This window comes from Niallia sp. FSL W8-0954 (assembly GCF_038005605.1).
Lineage (GTDB): Bacteria > Bacillota > Bacilli > Bacillales > Cytobacillaceae > Niallia > Niallia circulans_A.
Window position 1 is genome coordinate 3,933,601 of the sequence record NZ_JBBOTN010000001.1, and the last position, 20,820, is coordinate 3,954,420.

General features: G+C 34.7%; 15 protein-coding genes and 1 pseudogene. 6 read left to right on the forward strand and 10 right to left on the reverse strand.

Annotated elements, in window-relative coordinates:
- Positions 1-37: 37 nt before the first annotated feature.
- The 8 genes from hprK to NX902_RS19510 form a co-directional block, all read right to left on the reverse strand.
- Positions 38-967 (reverse strand): HPr(Ser) kinase/phosphatase, encoded by a 930-nt coding sequence (gene hprK, locus NX902_RS19475; RefSeq protein ID WP_095330355.1) that lies wholly within the window; start codon positions 965-967, stop codon positions 38-40.
- A gap of 199 nt (positions 968-1,166) precedes the next feature.
- Entirely contained in the window at positions 1,167-1,520 is a 354-nt protein-coding gene (locus NX902_RS19480) for a phage holin family protein (RefSeq protein ID WP_095330354.1), read from the reverse strand.
- Between the two features lie 109 nt (positions 1,521-1,629).
- Positions 1,630-2,754, reverse strand: a complete 1,125-nt coding sequence (locus tag NX902_RS19485) for a DUF4097 family beta strand repeat-containing protein (protein WP_123260605.1) — start codon at positions 2,752-2,754, stop codon at positions 1,630-1,632.
- Between the two features lie 353 nt (positions 2,755-3,107).
- On the reverse strand, positions 3,108-5,984 hold the full coding sequence (uvrA, locus tag NX902_RS19490) for an excinuclease ABC subunit UvrA (protein ID WP_095330352.1): 2,877 nt from the start codon (positions 5,982-5,984) through the stop codon (positions 3,108-3,110).
- 7 nt (positions 5,985-5,991) lie between these two features.
- The gene (gene uvrB / locus NX902_RS19495) at positions 5,992-7,971 is read right to left on the reverse strand and encodes an excinuclease ABC subunit UvrB (protein WP_095330351.1); all 1,980 of its coding nucleotides are present in this window, start codon (positions 7,969-7,971) and stop codon (positions 5,992-5,994) included.
- Between the two features lie 414 nt (positions 7,972-8,385).
- A complete protein-coding gene (locus NX902_RS19500) occupies positions 8,386-8,619 on the reverse strand; it encodes a CsbA family protein (RefSeq protein WP_095330350.1) in 234 nt (77 codons plus the stop codon).
- A 12-nt stretch (positions 8,620-8,631) separates the two neighbouring features.
- Positions 8,632-9,498 (reverse strand): STAS domain-containing protein, encoded by an 867-nt coding sequence (locus NX902_RS19505; RefSeq protein ID WP_095330349.1) that lies wholly within the window; start codon positions 9,496-9,498, stop codon positions 8,632-8,634.
- 213 nt (positions 9,499-9,711) lie between these two features.
- The gene (locus NX902_RS19510) at positions 9,712-9,984 is read right to left on the reverse strand and encodes a hypothetical protein (protein WP_095330383.1); all 273 of its coding nucleotides are present in this window, start codon (positions 9,982-9,984) and stop codon (positions 9,712-9,714) included.
- Between the two features lie 261 nt (positions 9,985-10,245).
- Here NX902_RS19510 and NX902_RS19515 point away from each other — a divergent pair, with 261 nt between their 5' ends.
- On the forward strand, positions 10,246-11,271 hold the full coding sequence (locus NX902_RS19515) for an HD-GYP domain-containing protein (protein WP_095330348.1): 1,026 nt from the start codon (positions 10,246-10,248) through the stop codon (positions 11,269-11,271).
- Positions 11,272-11,328: 57 nt separating this feature from the next.
- On the opposite strand, the gene adhE is transcribed toward NX902_RS19515, so the two are convergent.
- Positions 11,329-13,941 (reverse strand): bifunctional acetaldehyde-CoA/alcohol dehydrogenase, encoded by a 2,613-nt coding sequence (gene adhE / locus NX902_RS19520; RefSeq protein WP_123258205.1) that lies wholly within the window; start codon positions 13,939-13,941, stop codon positions 11,329-11,331.
- 369 nt (positions 13,942-14,310) lie between these two features.
- Here adhE and NX902_RS19525 point away from each other — a divergent pair, with 369 nt between their 5' ends.
- The 5 genes and pseudogenes from NX902_RS19525 (at position 14,311) to NX902_RS19545 (ending at position 19,869) form a co-directional block, all read left to right on the forward strand.
- The gene (locus NX902_RS19525; RefSeq protein WP_095330346.1) at positions 14,311-14,940 is read left to right on the forward strand and encodes a TetR/AcrR family transcriptional regulator; all 630 of its coding nucleotides are present in this window, start codon (positions 14,311-14,313) and stop codon (positions 14,938-14,940) included.
- A 121-nt stretch (positions 14,941-15,061) separates the two neighbouring features.
- Positions 15,062-17,263: an MMPL family transporter gene (locus tag NX902_RS19530; protein WP_341160925.1), complete on the forward strand. Its 2,202-nt coding sequence runs from the start codon at positions 15,062-15,064 to the stop codon at positions 17,261-17,263.
- 181 nt (positions 17,264-17,444) lie between these two features.
- Positions 17,445-17,930, forward strand: a complete 486-nt coding sequence (locus NX902_RS19535; protein WP_047943753.1) for an RNA polymerase sigma factor — start codon at positions 17,445-17,447, stop codon at positions 17,928-17,930.
- Between the two features lie 12 nt (positions 17,931-17,942).
- A complete protein-coding gene (locus tag NX902_RS19540; protein ID WP_341160926.1) occupies positions 17,943-18,794 on the forward strand; it encodes a DUF3298 and DUF4163 domain-containing protein in 852 nt (283 codons plus the stop codon).
- A gap of 196 nt (positions 18,795-18,990) precedes the next feature.
- Positions 18,991-19,869, forward strand: a pseudogene (locus tag NX902_RS19545) (cation diffusion facilitator family transporter).
- On the opposite strand, the gene NX902_RS19550 reads toward NX902_RS19545, so the two are convergent.
- Positions 19,825-20,820 carry a TraX family protein gene (locus NX902_RS19550; protein WP_249928219.1) on the reverse strand — a complete coding sequence of 332 codons (996 nt, stop codon included), beginning with the start codon at positions 20,818-20,820 and terminating at the stop codon, positions 19,825-19,827. The pseudogene NX902_RS19545 and the gene NX902_RS19550 sit on opposite strands and share 45 nt — an antisense overlap.

The following is a 20,820-nucleotide window of genomic DNA, read 5'->3' on the forward strand; positions in this document are numbered from 1 at the left end:
TCCTATTTCCCACGTTTTTCACAGCATTTCACTTTATTTATTTTCTTTCGTCAGATATAACATTGTTTAATTTATTCGTGAATTGTTCGGCTGCATTAACACCCATTCTTTTTAAACGGAAATTCATTGCCGCGACCTCAATAATTACCGCTAAATTTCGGCCAGGACGAACTGGAATTGTCAGCTTGGTTACTTCTGTATCAATTATTTTCATTTTTTCCTCATCTAAACCTAAACGATCATATTGCTTGTTTTGCTCCCATAATTCCAAAGACATAACTAAAGATATTTTTTTGTGGGTACGAACAGCCCCAGCTCCAAAAAGCGTCATGACATTAATGATCCCTAATCCACGAATTTCCAATAGATGTTCAATTAACTCTGGTGAACTACCGACAATTAAATTCTCATCTTCTTGGCGTATCTCCACACAATCATCAGCAACTAATCGATGCCCGCGTTTTACAAGCTCAAGTGCTGTTTCACTTTTACCTACACCACTTTTACCAGTAATTAAAACGCCCACACCATAAATGTCAACAAGAACCCCGTGAACCGCTGTTGTTGGTGCTAATTTTCTTTCCAAGAAATTTGTAAGACGACTGGAAAAAAGCGATGTTTTATGCTTAGATCGTAGTACAGGTACAGCTAATTCTTCTGATGCCTCTATTAATTGGGGAGGCACCTCCATATTTCGAGTAATAATAATTCCTGGCGTTGTATCACTACATAACTTGGTTAAGCGATTTGCCCTATCTTCCTCACTTAATCGTTCAGCAAAGGATAGTTCTGTCTTCCCTAACAGCTGAACACGTTCTGCTGGATAATAGTTAAAATAGCCAGCCATCTCGAGACCTGGTCTTGATATATCACTAACTGTAATTGGTCGATTAATTCCCTCTTCTCCACTTACAATTTCTAAATCAAACTCTTCGATAACATCTTTTATTAGTACTTTCGCTGCCATGAAGCTCCTCCTTTAAAGGTCACTGCTGTTAAGTTTTTTATAAACAGTATTAGCTGTTTAAGGTATGTTTTTTTAGAATTCCATATTCACCTTATTTTAGCATTAAACACTAAATATATGCTAGAATTCAGTCAAAATAATAAGAAAAGCTGCTAGGTAAAGCAATGGCCATTTCTCCACTCCTTTACCCGGCAGCTTTCTATTCTTTTCCTCGCAGAACTGTGTTTTGAACGATTATATTGCAAAGTGACAGTAGAACGCTAAAAAATAAACACATACCAAAACTCGAAATTTCAAAACTATCTCCCATTAATCTGTCTGTTAATGACAGCGTAATAGCGTTGATGACAAATAAAAATAGCCCAAGCGATAACACTGTTACAGGTAACGTCAATAAAATTAAAATTGGTTTGACAATAATATTTAGCAAAGATAAAATCACACTTGCTCCGATTGCTGCACCTATTCCCGATAAATAAAATTGTTCCTGAAATAATCCAGCTAATGCTACAAAGAATATAGCATTAATCAGTATTCCGATAATCCATCTCATTCCAATTACTCCTCATTTAAACACAGAAGAAGCTGATTGATTTAAGATACAGAAGAAAACCACATTTTACCTTGAAGTCCCTGTATCTTATTCATTTCTTCTATTAAAATTAATTGCTTTTTTCAATTTTCTTCACTTTTATCGATCCTGTTTTAGTATTAGCTTCAATTTTTGTATGATGCTCACTTGATTGGATTGATTTAAATTGTAACGTTTTTTGCAGAACTTCATTTTTTTCCTCTATTATTTGTATTCCCTCTAACTCTACATTGAATCCACCAAAATTCGTTTTTAATTCACCGCTGACCGCTAATGTTTCAGGTAAACTTACTTCAATGCTTCCTGTTGTCCCTTGGAGCTCAAGGATTTCACAGGTTTCTGAATGGTTCACACATGATATACTGCCATTAAAGGCTTGTAAATCAACTTTATTGAAATACCCCTCAACCGTAATAGAGCCATTTATTGTTTCTGCATCCAGTTTATCTATCTTTCCTTTTTCGACTTTAATACTGCCGTTTGCAGCATCTGCCTCCACTTTTTTGTTTTCACCAGCTTTTAGCGTTATTTTACCATTAGCTGTTTTAGCATACAATTTTTCCGCTTTAACATCAAACGTAGTAATTGGTCCATTAAATAAACGGATGATGGCTGATTCATATGAAATTTGTGGAATATAAACCTGTGCTTTCACTTTCATCCACTTATGGTTCGTTTTCACTACTAAGCGCTCATTATCTACTATTACGTCTACTTCCTTGAGAAATACTCTTTTTGCTTCCTCTAAAGAATTCACTCGATAGACCCTTGCTTTACACTCAATACTTACTTCCTCTTGATCCCATGGAATCAGTTCTACTTCTCCATTGGGAATATCGATATCCAACTTTTTGGGAGCAATATTATTGAATTGAAAAATGTGAGAAACTTCTTCAAAATGACCGAAGTTTAAATCTAGGTCTACTTCCTTCACCTTTTTTATGGTTGTATCAACTATGTCAAAAAGCTTATCTTTCGCTGCTTGAAAATTAAATCCATAATTTGAAGACGTTTCTTTCTTTTTTTCATGAAACTTTGATTCTTTTTGAAAATCTTCTAAAATTATTTTTTCTTCTTCATTTAAAGACTTTTTCTCATTCACTTCATCAACCTTTTCCATTAGCTTTAACGCTTCATCAACAGTTAATTTTCCACTTTCCACTAATTCTAAAATTCGCTTTTTCTCTTCTGCCACTTTAAATCCTCCTCAAAAAATACGATTTTATTCTTTTAAGTACTTTTCACAAAACATTAAAACACCGCTTATTTCCATTTGCTAATGTGAAGACTATTAGATTAAAGAAAAAAGACACTTTCAAAGCCAATCATTGGTTGAAATTACTAATTAACAGAAAGGACTCCTATATGTTAATACGGAATCATCCCAGCAAAGGTTTCAATTTGAATACTTTCTGATCTTCTTTATTTTATGTAGCGGGTTTCTAATTCAGAAGAATTTCTCCTTAAGTTAGGAAAAAAGAGACGAGGTCTGGCAGGTAACTGTTGGTAATAATTCCATCAGCTTTTCTACTTTCCCCGTCTCTTGATTTAAGTTGTAGCGATTTTTTCCGCTTCTTCGATACTATTCTTCATTCTTTGCCGCTCTCTATCTAGGATCGGCTTTAAATATTTCCCTGTATAAGACCCTTTTAGATTGGCAATATCTTCAGGAGTCCCTGTTCCTAATATTGTGCCACCTTTATCTCCGCCTTCTGGTCCTAAGTCGATAATATAATCAGCAGTCTTAATGACATCGAGATTATGTTCAATAACTAGTACTGTATCTCCATTTTCGACTAGTCGCTGAAGAACAATCAATAGTCTTGAAATATCATCAACGTGTAAGCCTGTTGTCGGCTCATCCAAAATATAAAAAGACTTTCCGGTAGATCGACGGTGTAATTCTGACGCTAGTTTTACCCTTTGTGCCTCTCCACCTGATAAAGTAGTCGCTGGCTGTCCGAGTTTAATATAACCTAAACCAACGTCCACAATTGTTTGCAATTTACGATGGATTTTCGGTATATTTTCGAAGAAGGATACACCATCTTCCACTGTCATTTCCAATACATCGGAGATGTTTTTTCCTTTATATTTCACTTCTAATGTTTCCCTATTGTATCGTTTGCCATGACAAACTTCACATGGAACATAAACATCTGGAAGGAAATGCATTTCAATTTTTATGATTCCATCTCCGCGGCATGCTTCGCATCTTCCACCTTTAACATTAAAACTAAAACGTCCTTTTTTATAACCGCGTACCTTTGCTTCATTGGTTGTCGCAAAAACATCACGTATATCATCAAACACACCCGTATAAGTCGCCGGATTCGATCTTGGTGTTCGACCAATTGGGGATTGGTCAATATCTATGACTTTTTCCAATTGTTCAATTCCCTTAATTTCCTTATGGGCACCTGGCTTTGCCTTCGCACGATTTAGCTTTTGAGCCAAGCCTTTATGAAGAATTTCATTAATTAAAGTACTTTTTCCTGAACCAGAAACCCCTGTCACAGCGATAAACATTCCGAGCGGTATTTTTACATTTACATTTTTTAAATTATTTTCTTTTGCCCCAGTAATTTCAATATATCTGCCATCACTTTGTTTTCTCTCTAATGGAAGTGGAATGAATTTCTTTCCAGATAAATACTGACCAGTTATCGATTGTGGATCATTCATTACTTCTTTTGGCGTTCCCACAGAAATAATTTCGCCACCATGGACACCCGCACCTGGACCAACATCAATTAAATAGTCAGCAGCCATCATGGTATCTTCATCATGTTCTACAACAATCAATGTATTCCCTATATCACGCATCTGTCTTAATGTATCGATTAATTTATCATTATCTCTTTGATGAAGCCCAATGGAAGGCTCGTCCAAAATATAAAGAACACCCGTAAGCCTTGAACCGATTTGTGTTGCTAAACGAATTCTTTGGGCTTCTCCACCTGATAAAGTTCCTGCCGCTCTACTTAGTGTTAGATAATCTAATCCAACATTGATTAAAAATCCAACTCTTTCTTTTATTTCTCGAAGAATCAAGTTAGCAATTTGTTTTTCTTTATCTGTTAAATCAACCTTCTCCATAAATTCATAGCATTCCACCACTGATTTTTCAGTAATTTTGCCGATATGCTGTCCGTTAATTAAAACAGCCAAAGCCTCTTTCTTTAGGCGATATCCTTTACATGTGCGACAAGGCTGTTCTGCCATGTATTTTTGCATTTGCTCACGGATGTAGTCAGAACTAGTTTCTTTATATCTTCTTTCCACGTTTTTCATAACGCCTTCGAATTGGATATCATTTTCTCTCACTTGGCCAAAGTCATTTTCATAGCGGAAATGGATATATTCCTTTCCAGATCCATAAAGGATTTTATCCATTAAATTCTTCGGAATGTTCTTTACAGGTATATTCATGTCAATTCCATAATGATTACATACACTTTCAAGAAGCTGTGGATAGTATTGAGAACTAATAGATTCCCAAGGAGCTATCGCATTTTCCTTTAAAGTTAAATTCCAATCAGGAATAACTAAATCTACATCTACAACTAGTTTATTTCCTAGACCATCACAATCTGGACAAGCTCCAAATGGACTATTAAAAGAAAATAGCCTTGGTTCTAATTCACTAATAGAGAAACCGCAAATTGGACAAGCGTGATGCTCACTAAACAGTAATTCCTCTTGTCCCATCACATCAATAATGACTTTTCCATTCCCGAATTGTAAGGCTGATTCCAATGAATCTGCCAGACGAGCAGTTATTCCCTCTTTGACAACAAGTCGATCGATAACTACTTCAATATTATGTTTCTTATTTTTCTCTAGAGAAATATCATCACCAATTTCAAACATTTCTCCATCGATGCGCAAACGAACATACCCTTGTTTTTTTACATCTTCAAGTACTTTCACATGTGTTCCCTTGCGCCCTGATACAACCGGCGCAAGTACTTGCAGTCTAGTTCTCTCAGGATATTCGAGAATACGGTCAACCATCTGTTCTATTGTCTGAGAAGAAATTTCAATACCATGCTCTGGACAAGTTGGTCTTCCTACCCTCGCAAATAATAATCTCAAATAATCATAAATTTCTGTTACAGTCCCCACAGTAGAACGAGGATTTCGACTTGTCGTTTTCTGATCAATAGAAATAGCAGGAGATAAGCCTTCTATTGAATCAACATCAGGCTTATCCATTTGTCCTAAAAACTGCCGAGCATAGGCAGATAAAGATTCTACATATCTTCTTTGTCCTTCTGCATAAATCGTATCAAAAGCAAGAGAAGACTTTCCTGAACCAGATAAACCAGTTATCACTACTAATTGATCTCTCGGTATTGTTATATCAATATTTTTTAAATTATTTGCACGTGCACCTTTTACGATAAGTTTATCTTTTGCCATTGTTCTCTCACCCCTCAGCCTTTAATTCAAGCAGTAAATCGCGAAGTTCTGCAGCTCTTTCGAAGTTTAATGCTTTTGCTGCTTCTTTCATCTCGTTTTCCATTTGTGCGATCATTGCTTCTTTTTCTTTTTTCGTTAATTTATCAAGTTTTGTAGTTGTTCCATACTCTTCAGGCTCCTCTGCTGCTTGCGTAGCACGGATTGTATCTCTAATTCCTTTTTGAATGGTTTGCGGGGTAATTCCATGTTCTTCATTATACTTTTCTTGAATTTCTCTACGTCTTTTCGTTTCGCTGATAGCGACTTCCATGGAATGGGTAATCTTATCAGCGTACATGATGACATGGCCATTAGAATTTCTCGCCGCCCGTCCAATCGTTTGAATAAGGGACCGCTCTGAACGAAGGAACCCTTCCTTATCTGCATCCAAAATAGTAACGAGTGAGACTTCAGGAATATCCAAGCCTTCTCGCAATAGGTTAATTCCTATCAATACATCGTATTTCCCAAGACGTAACTCTCGAATAATTTCAATCCGTTCTAATGTTTTTACTTCGGAATGTAGATACTGTACTTTTATCCCTATTTCTTTTAGATAATCTGTTAAATCCTCTGACATTTTTTTCGTCAGTGTTGTTACCAATACCCGTTCATTTCGTTTCATTCTCTCATGGATTTCCGCTATTAAATCATCAATCTGTCCTTCAATTGGACGAACATCAATGGTTGGATCAAGTAACCCAGTTGGACGGATTATTTGTTCAATCATAACAGGAGTATGTTCGATTTCATATGGTCCTGGTGTTGCAGAAACACAAATCATTTGATTAATATGCTTCTCAAATTCTCCGAACGTTAATGGGCGGTTATCAAGAGCTGAAGGCAGGCGGAAACCATGCTCAACTAATACGTTTTTCCGCGCTTGGTCTCCATTATACATTCCTCTAATTTGCGGCAACGTAACATGGGATTCGTCAATCACAAGTAAGAAATCTTTTGGAAAATAATCCAGCAATGTATAAGGAGTAGATCCAGGAGGTCTTAATGTTAAATGTCTTGAGTAATTTTCTATTCCTGAACAGAATCCCATTTCTCGCATCATTTCTAAATCATAGCGTGAGCGTTGTTCTAGACGCTGAGCCTCTAATAATTTATTATCTGCTCTTAATTGCTCTAAGCGTTCTTCTAATTCTTTTTCAATGTTTTCAATTGCTATTTTCATTTTCTCTTCTCTTGTTACGAAGTGAGACGCCGGAAAAATAGCAATATGATTTCGTTCTCCTAAAATTTCACCCGTTAATGCATCCACTTCCCGAATCCGGTCAATTTCATCTCCAAAAAATTCGACTCTTATACAATGTTCATCTCGGGACGCTGGGAAAATTTCGACTACATCACCACGGACACGAAAAGTTCCCCGTTTAAAATCAATATCATTTCGATCGTATTGAATATCCACTAATTTACGAAGCAATTGATTTCTTTCCAATTCCATACCGGTTCTTAATGATACAACCATTTCTCGATATTCTTCTGGAGAACCTAATCCATATATACAAGATACACTGGCAATAATTATTACGTCATCTCTTTCAAATAAGGAAGATGTTGCTGAGTGACGGAGCTTATCAATTTCATCATTAATGCTTGCATCTTTTTCAATAAACGTATCCGTTTGCGGGACATAAGCCTCTGGTTGGTAATAATCATAGTAGCTAACAAAATATTCTACTGCATTATTAGGAAAAAATTCTTTAAACTCACTATATAATTGACCTGCTAAGGTTTTATTGTGAGCAATAATTAATGTTGGCTTTTTAACTTCTTTAATCACATTGCTTATGGTGAACGTTTTACCCGTCCCAGTTGCCCCCAGCAAGGTTTGAATCTTCTCTCCTGCTTGTATACCTGAGACTAATTTTTTGATTGCTTCTGGCTGATCTCCTTGAGGAGTATACTTCGAAACTAATTCAAAATCATGACTCACTAAACCATCCTCCGATCTATACACACGCCTGTTTATTCATCTATTCCATTGCTGCTTTATGTTAATACTCCACGATATTAGCTATTTTCGTACACTCTGTTGTTTTAAGGATTCAAATTCTCCGCAAAAACAAAAAGCAACAAATTAAGGAAAACAACAAAATGAAAAGACGATTTTTAACCATTTCTTTCTTTAATTCCTACCTATGTAATCAATATAACATCATTCTACCACAAACCTTCCATTTCAAACCACAAAAAAGAGAACAAACATTCGATTTATTTTTGAACATAATTTGATTAGGACGAAAAACATTTCCCTATAAAAAAATGACTATACGAAATACCTATCCTCTTTATCGACGGAAAATCGTTTAGTCATTCTTCTTCTCTATTCTTTTTTATATTTCTTCTATTAAGTATCCTTACTTGCTAATCTCTCTTTCCAATTTCTACTGATCATATAACCAATAGTCATAGAAAAAGCATCAACGACAATTAATAAAAATGTATCCGTATATCCTCTGTAAACCGAAGCAGCAATTAAAGCAACGGTTAAGACTAAACCAATAATTGGATAATAGGTTGCTTTTGAAAAAAGGATTACCAATAGGCACGGGAAAAATAGTGCAGCTATATATTTCCCCATCTATATACACCTCTATTTAACAAATTTCACTTCATTGACCGTTAATCCAAATTTCCCTAGTGCACTTGCTAAATTATTAAATATTGGTATCTGGCTAAAATCTACACCTAGTTGAATAGCTGTTTGTGCCACCTCTGGTCTTAATCCTGAAAGATAACCTTTGACACCAATTAATCGTAAAGCATGAATCACTTGGAAAATTTGATGCGCAACCATTGTATCAATTAGGGGCACACCCGATAAATCAATAAATAAGTGATTAAATCGTTTCTCGTTACATTCCTTTAGTGTATTCTCCATAATTAATTGCGCTCGCTTTGTATCAATATCGCCGATTAATGGAATAACACCAATTCCCTCCGTAATTGGAATAACTGGGCTGCTTAATTCATATATAGTTTCTTGCTGTGCCGTTAATTGCTGAAATTTATATTTATCGTAAGAACCAATAAAAATATTTACAAATAAATCAAATGCATAATGAATTAATCGTATCCATTCAAAGAGTGTAGGAATTGTTAAATGAGCAGTAGTCTCCGCAGAAAATTTTTCTACATATGATAAAAGAATGCCTTTAACCGTGTTAAGCTGTTCAATTGATTCTAAAATTGGTACTAAGTCTTTCGCCCGCTTTTCTGCAACTTTAAGAGCCCATTCAGAAATATTTGCTGAATATACTTCTTCTTCCTCAATAAAAACCTTTATTACATTTTCTAAAAGAGTTTGATGGGCGGTAATTAGTTCTGCCATATTCTCTGCTGATTTATGGACTGAATAAAAGGATGAATCACTATTTTCTATCATGCTTAGCCACTCTTTACGCATATCAACAAGATGGTCATTTAAATAAGTATATAAACTTTGCATACAAGGTTCCAACTAATTCTCCTCCTAATTCAAGAAACAAGGCTTCATTAGGTTTCTATATGGCTATTTCTTACAATACAATAACAGAAGCATTCACAACTGTCTATTTTGATTTTCTACTCTTTTTCTTAAAATCCGGTCTAGTGTTTATCGATAAATATATACTATTATATAGTTCTCCACATAGTGAAACAAGCAAGAAGCCTTTTGTTAAAAACAGAATCCTTATGTAATTTTTAACAAGCTTGTTGCAATCACTTGAAAGATTGGTTTCACAGAAGATGCTCTTTTCTTAGCTTGTTCTAGCAATACAATAATTTCATCTAGTTCTTCAGGACTTAACTCTTCCACAATCCAATCTTCCAAATCCTGATTCTTAATGATTATCGTACGATTTGGTATATCAATCGTACGATAATTCCTCAATTCATTATGAATGAAATTAATATGATGTTGATATTTCTTTTCCTTATGTAAAGAATATGTATTTTTATTCACTCGACTCCTCTTCATCCTTCCGCTCCTCTCTCTATGTATCTATGCATCTTCTTCTATTCTATTTGGTAAATATATAGCTATTATAATAGGAAAAATATACAGAAGGCCTTACTCCCTAGTAATTTCTACTAAAATAGGCAATAAGAAGTGCGATAACTAGTCAAAAAGTCCGTTTTATCTATGATGGAGCTAAGGTAATATTTACTAATAAGGGGATGCGAGGCAGCAATATATAGCCATTATGTAAAGGAGACAATTAATATGGGAAAAGGAACTATGGATATTGTTGGGTATCGTATAAAAAAGGATGTTTATTCAAACTCTATTGAAGGCTTACTTCTACTTAAAAAGGACTCCATCTTAACCAAGAAGCATGTTGAATTACTTACAAAGCATCAGGTTAATCCATTTGATGTTATTGAACCTACAGATGAAACCGCTACCTCCTCCGATAATAAGGAATTTACTAATTTGCTAGATGAGGTAAAAGAAACTTTCCATCGCATTATGGAACAAGATAACAGCACGGTGGAAAAACTCTTAACTGGCTTTAAAGACATCATTGATTCTTCTCTTCAAGAATTAGCAATTTTAGAAATTCTTCATAAAGAAGTCTCACCAAATGATTATATTTACCAGCATAGTATAAATGTTGGAATCCTTTCCGCCATTATTGGGAAGATTTTAGGATTGCCTAAAAAGCAATGCCATCTGCTTAGTCAGATGGGATTATTTCATGATATCGGAATGTTAAAGTTGGATTCATCTATTTTAAAGGCATCTGCTCGTTTAACACAAACAGAATATAAAGAAATGCAAAAACACACAATCTATGGAAAAAGTATTTTATTTCAAGTTCCACAATTGGATATATTAATATCGCGAACTGCTCTGTTACATCATGAAAAAATAAATGGCAGAGGCTACCCCTCTCAGCGTACAGAAAAGGATATTCCTTTCTTGATCCAAATTGTTTCCGTTGCAGACAAATTTAATAGCATGTGTACTGCTAATACGTATAAAGACAAGAAAACCTACATTGAAGCTATTGATGAATTAATGAGTGAATCCTATGGAAATGCTTTAAATCCAGCTATTGTTATTCCATTTACCAATTTCATCATGAGGAAGCAGCTCTTTAAAAAAGTCATGCTATCTAATAATGAAACAGCAGAAATTATCTTTATTCATCAAAATGAACCTCATTTACCATTGATTCGACTAAAGGATTCCTATATTGATTTACGCAGGACTTCCTCTTTAAAGATTACTGGATTAGCAAATTGAATAATAAAAATGGTCAAATCACGAGTGATTTGACCATTTTTATTATTCGAGGATTTTTTAAACCCCTTTATAGGCTTTACGATAAATATCTGCTAACTCTGTAACTAATGGTAATTTAGGGTTAGCTGTTGTACATTGATCTTCAAAGGCCCGGTCCGCTAAATAATCCACTTTTGCTTCGAATTCTTTTGCATCTACGCCTTGTGCAGCAATACTCATTGGAATATTCAGTTCTTTCCCTAGTCTGATTACTGCCTTTACAAAGTTGTCTACACCTTGTTCAACTGTATTAGCCGGCAATCCAAGAATTCTAGCAAGATCCGCATAACGTTCATCTGCTTTAAAATATTCATATTTAGGGAATGACATGAATTTTTTTGGTTTCTCAGCATTATATCTGATAACATGTGGCAATAAAATTGCATTAGAACGGCCATGTGCGATATGGAATTCGGCTCCTAATTTATGTGCCAAGCTATGGTTAATTCCTAAGAACGCATTTGCAAATGCCATACCGGCGATCGTAGAAGCATTATGCACTTTTTCACGTGCTTCTTCATCATTTCCATTACGATAAGCTCTTGGTAAATATTCAAAGATCAATTGAACAGCTTTAACTGCTAATGCATCTGTATAGTCATTTGCCATATTTGATACATACGCCTCCACAGCATGTGTTAGTACGTCCATCCCTGTATCTGCTGTAACGGATGGTGGAACTGTCATCACAAATTGCGGATCAATGATTGCTACATCTGGTGTTAACTCATAATCTGCTAAAGGATATTTAATATTTTGCTCTTTATCGGTAATAACCGCAAAAGATGTTACTTCAGATCCAGTACCAGAGGTAGTTGGAATTGCCACAAATTTAGCTTTTCCACCCAATGATGGATATTTATATACTCTTTTGCGGATATCTAAGAACTTTTGCTTTAAGCCAAAGAACTCTTCATCTGGATGTTCATAGAATAACCACATTCCTTTCGCTGCATCCATTGGAGAACCCCCACCAAGAGCGATAATGCAATCCGGCTGGAATTTAGCCATCATTTCTGTTCCTCTAACAACTGTTTCAATAGATGGATCTGGCTCTACATCGGAAAATACTTCTACTTGCACTAGATTTGAACGTTTTCTTAAGTTATAAAGTAATTTATCAACATATCCGAATTTGACCATATATGGATCAGTTACGATAAACACTCTAGAAATGTCCTTCATTTTTTGTAAATACTGTACAGAGTTTTTCTCAAAATAGATTTTTGATGGAACTTTAAACCATTGCATATTTACATTCCTTTTTGCTAGTTTTTTTACATTCAATAAATGAATGTCTGTTACGTTAGTAGATACAGAGTTTTTACCATAAGATCCACAGCCAAGTGTTAAAGATGGCATGAAAGCATTGTAGATATCACCGATCGCACCTTGAGAAGATGGAGCGTTGTTAATAATTCGGCATGCTTTCATTCTTAGCGCAAAGCTTTCGATTACTTTTGGATCTTCAGAGTGAATAACTGCTGAGTGTCCTAATCCGCCGAATTCTAGCATTTCTTCTGCACGTTTGATTCCTTCTTCTGTTGATTCAACTTTATAGCATGCAAGGACTGGACTTAATTTTTCTCTTGATAGCGGGTAATTTGGTCCCACACCCTCTAATTCCGCAAGTAGGATTTTGGTATCTTCCGGAACTTTTACTCCTGCCAATCCTGCGATATAATGAGCAGATTTACCAACGATATCAGGATTTACAGCACATGTGTTTTCATTAATTACTAGTTTTTCTACTTTGGCTAATTCCTCTTTATTTAAGAAATAACAGCTATTACGAACTAATAAATCTTTCACTTCTTCATAGATTTCTTTATCAATGATTACTGCTTGTTCAGAGGCACAAATCATTCCATTATCAAATGTTTTAGAAAGAATTAAATCAGTGACTGCTCTTTTAACTTTTGCTGTTTTTTCAATATAACAAGGTACGTTACCAGCTCCAACTCCCAGTGCTGGTTTGCCACAACTGTATGCAGATTTAACCATTCCTGGTCCTCCAGTTGCAAGAATTAGTGCGATATCATTATGGTTCATTAATGCTTTTGTTGTTTCAATGGAAGGTTTTTCAACCCATTGAATACAGTTTTCTGGTGCCCCTGCTTTTACAGCTGCATCTCTTAAGATTCTAGCTGCTTCACTACTGCATTTCTGTGCAGAAGGATGGAAAGCAAAAATAATTGGATTCCGTGTTTTAATAGCAATAATAGCTTTAAACATTGTAGTAGAGGTAGGGTTTGTAACAGGTGTTACTCCTGCAATCACTCCAACTGGATCAGCGATTTCGACAATTCCTGTTTGTTGATCCTCATTTATTACCCCAACTGTACGATCATATTTAATATTGTGGTATATATATTCTGTAGAGAATATATTCTTTGTTATTTTATCTTCATAAATGCCTCTTCCGGTTTCTTCTACTGCTAGTTTAGCTAAATACATATGTTTATCTAAGCCAGCAAGAGCCATTGCTTTTACTATTTCATCTACTTGCTCTTGATCTAAGGACATAAATTCCTTTAGTGCTCTTTTTCCTTTCACAGCCATTTCATCAATAACTGCTTGCACATCAACTTGTTCATTTTTCCCTTTTACTTCTTTTTCAACAACTGACATCGTAGATCCCTCCAATTATAGAGAATGATAATTATGTGAAGTTTTTCACATATTACTTTAAAGAAAAAACTACTTTATAAAAGCAGTTAATTTGTGAAATATTTCACAAATTATTCTTTAAAGAAAAACTACTAATATAGTAGTTTAATTTTCCTACCAACTTACAGTTCTTGTTGCTTGTTTGCAAATTCTCGTTAGTTTTTCTTTACACGCTTATCATATAACGACTTGTGAAAACCTTCAAGCCTATTTAAATAAATTTGTTCATATTTTCACAATGTCGTTCACATTTTATACAAATTTGAAATATCCCCTTATTTTTTCTATAATATTAAATGTGATAAATTCAACAATGAAAGGGTTTACAATGTGAATAAAAAAATAGTTAGGTCGAGTACCAATCATGATACCTATCAGTTCATTATCCATGTTTCCTATCAGCTATTTATGGAATTAGGATATCGAAAGGTTAGTACAAGAATGATTGCAGAACATTGTGGAATTACACAGCCAGCCTTATATCATCATTTCAAAAATAAACAAGATATTTATAAAGAAGTAATTAATGCGTCTATAAAACAAACCGAACAAGCTCTCTTAAACATTACGAAAAAATTCGAGAATCTTCAAGAATGTCTCTATCAAATTGCTATTTACTTTTTAGAAAATTATCAAGAGGATTTAATGCAAATGTTTCATGACTTACAGCATGAAATGCCAGCTGATGTCCAAACACATTTAAGAATTCGCTGGCAGGAAGGATTTTTGAACCCCATTATACAAGTATTTGATCAAGAGGAAAAAAACAATGCAAATATTTCCTACAATAAAATAGAAAGTAATAGCCAAGAAATTGCCTTGATGTTTCTTCAATATATTCAAACAGCGATGCAGCCTTCTTATATGAAAGAACTATCTTCTAATCAACAAAAAAAGGAAATCCAGCGAAAGGCAAAGTTAATTGTTCATTTATTTTTGTTTGGCCTAGTAGATAGGTAATGATTTTGTAAAAAACACTTCATTTCTTTCTGTATTAACTATATACTCAACTTATCAAGTGATAAGTTTGTTTTACATCTTACTTATCGATTGATAAGTTGCGTCTTTAAGGAGTGGAAAAATGAAACATTATATTCAGCAATATTTTACTGCAGTAACTAGTAAAAAGGGAAAGTGGATTACTTTAATTGCCTGGCTTCTCCTTGTCGGGATAGTAAGCATGTTTTTACCTCAGGCTAGCTCACAGAAAAATGATTTAGCTAGAAATATTCCCACTACTGCTTTATCACAGCAGGCAGAGGAAAAAATGAAAGAGGAATTTCCCAATGAACAAGGAACACCTGCATTAATTGCTTGGTATCGATCAACAGGATTATCTGATCAAGATTTACAACAAATCCAAGAGCTTACCAAACAACTAACAGAGAAACCGCTAATCCATCAAGAAATGATTATTCCCTATCATCAACTACCGATAGAAGCAGTAAAGCGACAAATTTCTGAAGATGGAACAACATTCGTTCTCCCGCTTTTATTTGAGAATAATTTAGCTACAAGCGAACTGAAGACTGGTATTCAGGAATTAGAAACGGCTGCAAGTGACTTATGGGGAGAAAATCCTTTTAACACCTCTATAAAAGACGAAACAAAATTGCACGCAAGAACAACCGGTCCAGTAGGTATCTCTATTGACGCGACAGAGCTGTTTAGCCAAGGTGACTTATCATTACTCATTGGCACAGTCATGATAGTTTTAATTTGTTTGCTTGTCATATATCGTTCTCCAGTATTAGCTTTAATCCCGCTAATCGGAGTTGGAATCGCTTATGGAGTTATCAGTCCTTTACTTGGCTTCTTAGGTAAGTCAGGGTGGATTGAATTTGATTCTCAAAGCATTGCTATTATGACCGTATTGCTTTTTGGAGCTGGTACAGACTATTGTTTATTCATTATCAGTAGATATCGTACGTTACTAACACAAGAATCAGTAAAGGAAATTGCGATGCAAAAAGCCTTAAAACGTTCTGGCGGAGCCGTGGCGATGAGTGGTTTAACAGTATTTTTCTCCCTCATTGCATTATTATTAGCTCAATATGGGGCAGTTCACCGATTTGCCATTCCATTTAGCATATCTATTCTCATAATGATGATAGCTAGTTTAAGTATTGTCCCTGCCATTTTAGCTATTATCGGCAGACTGTCTTTTTATCCATTCGTTCCTAGAACAGAAGAATTATTAGCAAAAAAGGGCATTAAAAAAACAGCGAAAAAAAGAAAATCACTCGGAACCGCGATTGGTAAGGTAGTAACAAAACATCCATGGAAAGTGACGATTCTCACGACAATATTACTTGGAATTTTTGCTCTTTTTTCCCTTAAAACGGAGTATACGTATGACTTATTATCCTCATTTCCGGATGATATGCCCTCAAGAGAAGGCTATACTTTAATTGAAGATCATTTTAATGCAGGGGAACTTGCTCCCGTATCGGTTATTATTAACACCGAAGGAGAAGCTGTAAAAGTCGAGGAATCCTTGAAGCAATTAGATTTTATCGCAAAGGTTTCAGAGAGTGAAGCAGGAAAGAAGAATCCTGATTTAATCAAATATTCAGTGGAGCTTCAAACGAATCCTTATTCAAATGAAGCGATGGATAAACTACCAATAATTCGGGAAACATTGGAAGAAACGCTTCAGGAGAATGGAATCAAAAATGCGAACGATAATGTTTGGATTGCTGGAATTACTGCAGAGCAATATGATACAAGAGAAGTAACAAATGATGATGCGCAAATGATCATTCCTGTTATTTTAGCCATGATTGCCATCCTTTTACTTATTTATCTACGCTCTATAACGGCAACCATCTATTTGATTGCGACCGTTCTGCTTTCCTATTTTAGCGCATTAGGATTGGGCTGGATTATCCTTCACTATGGATTTGGAGTAGAGGCAATTCAAGGTTTAATTCCGCTATACTCCTTTGTATTTATTGTGGCATTAGGAGAAGATTATAATATATTCATGATTTCAAGCATATGGAAGAAAAGCAAAGAAAAGCCTCTCTTACAAGCGGTGAAAGAAGGTGTAGCAGAATCTGGCGGCGTTATTACTTCTGCTGGAGTCATTTTAGCCGCTACCTTTATGGTACTAACGACTTTACCAATGCAAGTACTTGTCCATTTTGGAACCATAACTGCAATCGGAATTGTGCTGGATACCTTTATTGTAAGACCATTTTTAGTGCCTGGAATAACTTCCCTATTAGGAAATGCTGCCTTTTGGCCAAGCAAGAAACTACATGTAAAAGAAAAAGAATAGATTATTTATTCCTCCAAGTGCTGTCTCACCAGAAAGCTTGGAGGATTTTCTTCTCTCTTTTCCGTTTTATCCTTCCTTTTTTTAATTTATTTGATTTTCTTAAAACAAAATCCCCTTTCCATACGTCTATTCCTTGTAAAACTTAAGTTATTACGTATTTCTTCCATAAAGGAGCTCTTCTATGTTAAACAAAAATAAAAAAGAAACGGAGTTAATTACATTTATTATGGATCATAAGGAAAGCTTCTATCGATTTGCTTACTCTTATGTACGGAATCAAGAAGATGCCTTAGATATTGTACAAGACTCTATTCATAAAGCGTTAAGAAAACAACATCAATTAAAAGATACTGCTATGATGAAAAGTTGGTTTTATCGAATTGTCGCTACAACCTCTCTTGATTTTTTACGAAAAAAGAAACGTTGGTATGTGGCAGACGATGACAGTTTAGAAGTGCTTGCTTCAAGTTCTGTCGATACTTACAAAAATTTAGATTTAGAACAAGCAATGAATCAGCTTCCACCATCCTATAAAACCATTGTGATTCTTCGTTTTTTTGAAGACTTAAAGCTCGAAGAAATTGCTTCTGTACTAGATGAAAATATAAATACAGTAAAAACAAAACTTTATAAGGCACTAAAAATACTTCGTATAGAAATGAAATAGTGGAGGAATAAAATGGATAGAAAATTAGAAAAGATGAAAAAGGATTATTTGAATATACCCATACCAAATGAACTGGAGAAACAGACACATAGATCGATTAAACGATATCGTACTTTGAGAAGAATTTCAAAAAACGCTATCTTCTTAGCTGCTTCCATCCTTTTATTCATTACAACGGTCAATATAAGTCCGGCAGCAGCAAGCACCTTATCAGATATACCTTTTTTAAACAAAGTCATTAAGGTCGTTACAATAACAGAATGGAAAGAAACGAAGAAGAATAGTGAGCTAGATATTAAAACGCCTGAAGTAACTGGCTTAGAGAATAAAACTCTTTCTCAGACATTAAACCAACAATACGTTCAAGAATCAAAAGAGCTTTATTCTAAATTTATGCTAGAAACAGCAAATGATAATGGAAACTACTCGCTCGAAAGTGGCTATATCGTTAAAACAGATGATGATTTGTTATTATCGCTTGGTCGATATACGATCGAAACAAAAGCATCTGCTGCAGAATCTATTCGCTATGATACGATCGATAAACAAAACGAACTGTTAATCACATTACCAAGTCTATTTAAAGATGATTCTTACATTGATGCTATCAGTTCGTACATTTTACATGAAATGAACAAGCAAATGAAAGCAGACATCGGAAGCTATTTTGTAAAAAGTGATACCGATCCAGAAGGGTTTGATAAAATCGATCCATACCAAAATTTCTATATAAACAAACAGCATCAATTGGTCATTTGCTTTAATGAATACGAAGTAGCACCAGGGTATATGGGGACAGTTGAATTTCCCATTCCATCCGATGTGATAAAGGATTATTTAGTAAGTGATTTATATATAAGATAATTGGTTATCATTGATAAGTCAGAGGAGAGGATTTATTCTTTCCCTCTGACTTTTCTTCTTTTATAATTGAAAAGTTTTCCTCTGGCAAACTGTTTTCTCTTCCTCATACTTTTGTTGATAGGTATAAAAACGTTGCTCTAGACCCACCCTATAGTGACTTGATATGATTAGTGAGGTAGTTAAGGAGGCATTTGCAATGGATAAAAAATATGCAGACTTAAAGCTCGGAGAACGAGCCGCGATATTAAGCATTATTACATATATTATTTTAGCATCAGTGAAATTAATTATTGGAAATAGCACTGATTCGCAAGCTTTAAAAGCAGATGGATGGAATAATTTCACCGATATTATTGCTTCTGTTGCCGTTTTAATCGGGTTGCGGCTATCTCAAAAACCAGCTGATAAAGACCATCCTTATGGCCATTGGAAAGCGGAAACTGTTGCTTCGTTAATTGCTTCCTTTATTATGATGAGTGTTGGATTACAAGTATTATACCAAGCAATCTCTTCCTTCTTTACTCATTCTAGACAAGCACCTGATTTAGTGGCAGCATATACAGCTATCGCCTGTGGTGCTGTTATGTTCTTTGTCTATCGGATCAATTTACGATTGGGAAAAAAAATAAATAGCCAAGCTGTAAAAGCAGCAGCGAAAGATAATTTTTCTGATTCGATGGTTAGTTTTGGTACTGCTGTCGGTATTTTTGGAGCACAATTAAACTTGGGATTTTTAGATCCGCTAGCGGCCTGTATTGTCGGCCTGTTAATTTGTAAAACAGCTTGGGGAATTTTCCGAGAAACCACTCATTATCTGACAGATGGTTTTGACGTTTTATTGATTGATAAATATAAAAAGACCATTTTACATACAGATGGCGTTTAAGCTGTTAAAGAAATTAAAGCAAGAAATTATGGCAATAACCCAGTCGTGGATGTCGTCATTACCGTTAACCAGCAGCTAGATATTACTCACGCCCATGATATCTCTTCAGCCGTAGAAAATGCCTTAATAAATGAATTTAATGTGTTAGAGGTTCATGTCCATATTGAGCCAGACGAAGAAACCCAGTAAAGAAACGAATGAATAGTATTTAGAAGTATAACGGAGAAAGCTGAAGATTGACTTATGTAAGTATTCCACAATATAAAAAGGAATAATTTTCCTCACTATAGCTAATTCTGTCCTTTGCTTTTTTTGATTGCTGTGTATAGAGTGAGAAAATAGCCAACTCTCATTGAGCTGGCTTACAGTAATACTATTTTTCCCCTCCAATAAAATATAAAATGGTAATATGTATTGGATAAAAGAGATAAAAAAATATTTTAAGCCAACTCCTTTTTCCCCATTATAAAAATAGAGCAATGGCAAAGCTAAAATCATCATCCATTGGAAGTCTGCAAACGGAAGTAAAAATTGTGAAAACGGATTTAAACTGCCTCCCCATTTTTTATATACTAAAAAGATAAAAAGGCAATAAATTGAATAGCTTATTACTAATTGTTTTTTATTTCTAAATAAATAAAAGACAACACCTAATAAAACGAACAAGATTCCCCCTTCTACATATATTACATTTCCAAATATAGCTCCATAAAAAGGATATCTCAGAGCTGTATTTAATATAAATATTTCTGTAATGAGGGTAGAAAGCACAGTACTTATCATCTGCCATATTAAGTAGATACTAAAATATCTCCAACTTCTCTTATCGATTACATAAATTAACAATGCAACCGTAAATAATGTCGCAAAAAAATTATTAGTTAATCCTACTCCCGTATTATAATTTTGATTAATAAACACATTAACGCAAGCCATGATAACACTAGCAATATACAAACGGAAGAGATATCGATGTTTATTAGAGGTGTGAGTCATACCTATTATCACAAAATAAATAAAAATCGGTGCTGCTATTCTCCCTCCCCATCTTAAATATACTGGAGTACCAGGGATAAATTCCCCTATATGATCTATTAGCATAAAAATTAAAGCTATTATTTTTATTAAAGTAGTAGTCAT

Coding starts and splice junctions, on each gene's coding strand:
- NX902_RS19540 (WP_341160926.1), top strand. CDS start 17,943: ATGGATAGAAAATTAGAAAAGATGAAAAAGGATTATTTGAATATACCC.
- NX902_RS19535 (WP_047943753.1), top strand. CDS start 17,445: ATGTTAAACAAAAATAAAAAAGAAACGGAGTTAATTACATTTATTATG.
- adhE (WP_123258205.1), bottom strand. CDS start 13,941: ATGTCAGTTGTTGAAAAAGAAGTAAAAGGGAAAAATGAACAAGTTGAT.
- uvrA (WP_095330352.1), bottom strand. CDS start 5,984: ATGGCAAAAGATAAACTTATCGTAAAAGGTGCACGTGCAAATAATTTA.
- NX902_RS19515 (WP_095330348.1), top strand. CDS start 10,246: ATGGGAAAAGGAACTATGGATATTGTTGGGTATCGTATAAAAAAGGAT.
- NX902_RS19480 (WP_095330354.1), bottom strand. CDS start 1,520: ATGAGATGGATTATCGGAATACTGATTAATGCTATATTCTTTGTAGCA.
- hprK (WP_095330355.1), bottom strand. CDS start 967: ATGGCAGCGAAAGTACTAATAAAAGATGTTATCGAAGAGTTTGATTTA.
- NX902_RS19530 (WP_341160925.1), top strand. CDS start 15,062: ATGAAACATTATATTCAGCAATATTTTACTGCAGTAACTAGTAAAAAG.
- NX902_RS19550 (WP_249928219.1), bottom strand. CDS start 20,820: ATGACTACTACTTTAATAAAAATAATAGCTTTAATTTTTATGCTAATA.
- NX902_RS19500 (WP_095330350.1), bottom strand. CDS start 8,619: ATGGGGAAATATATAGCTGCACTATTTTTCCCGTGCCTATTGGTAATC.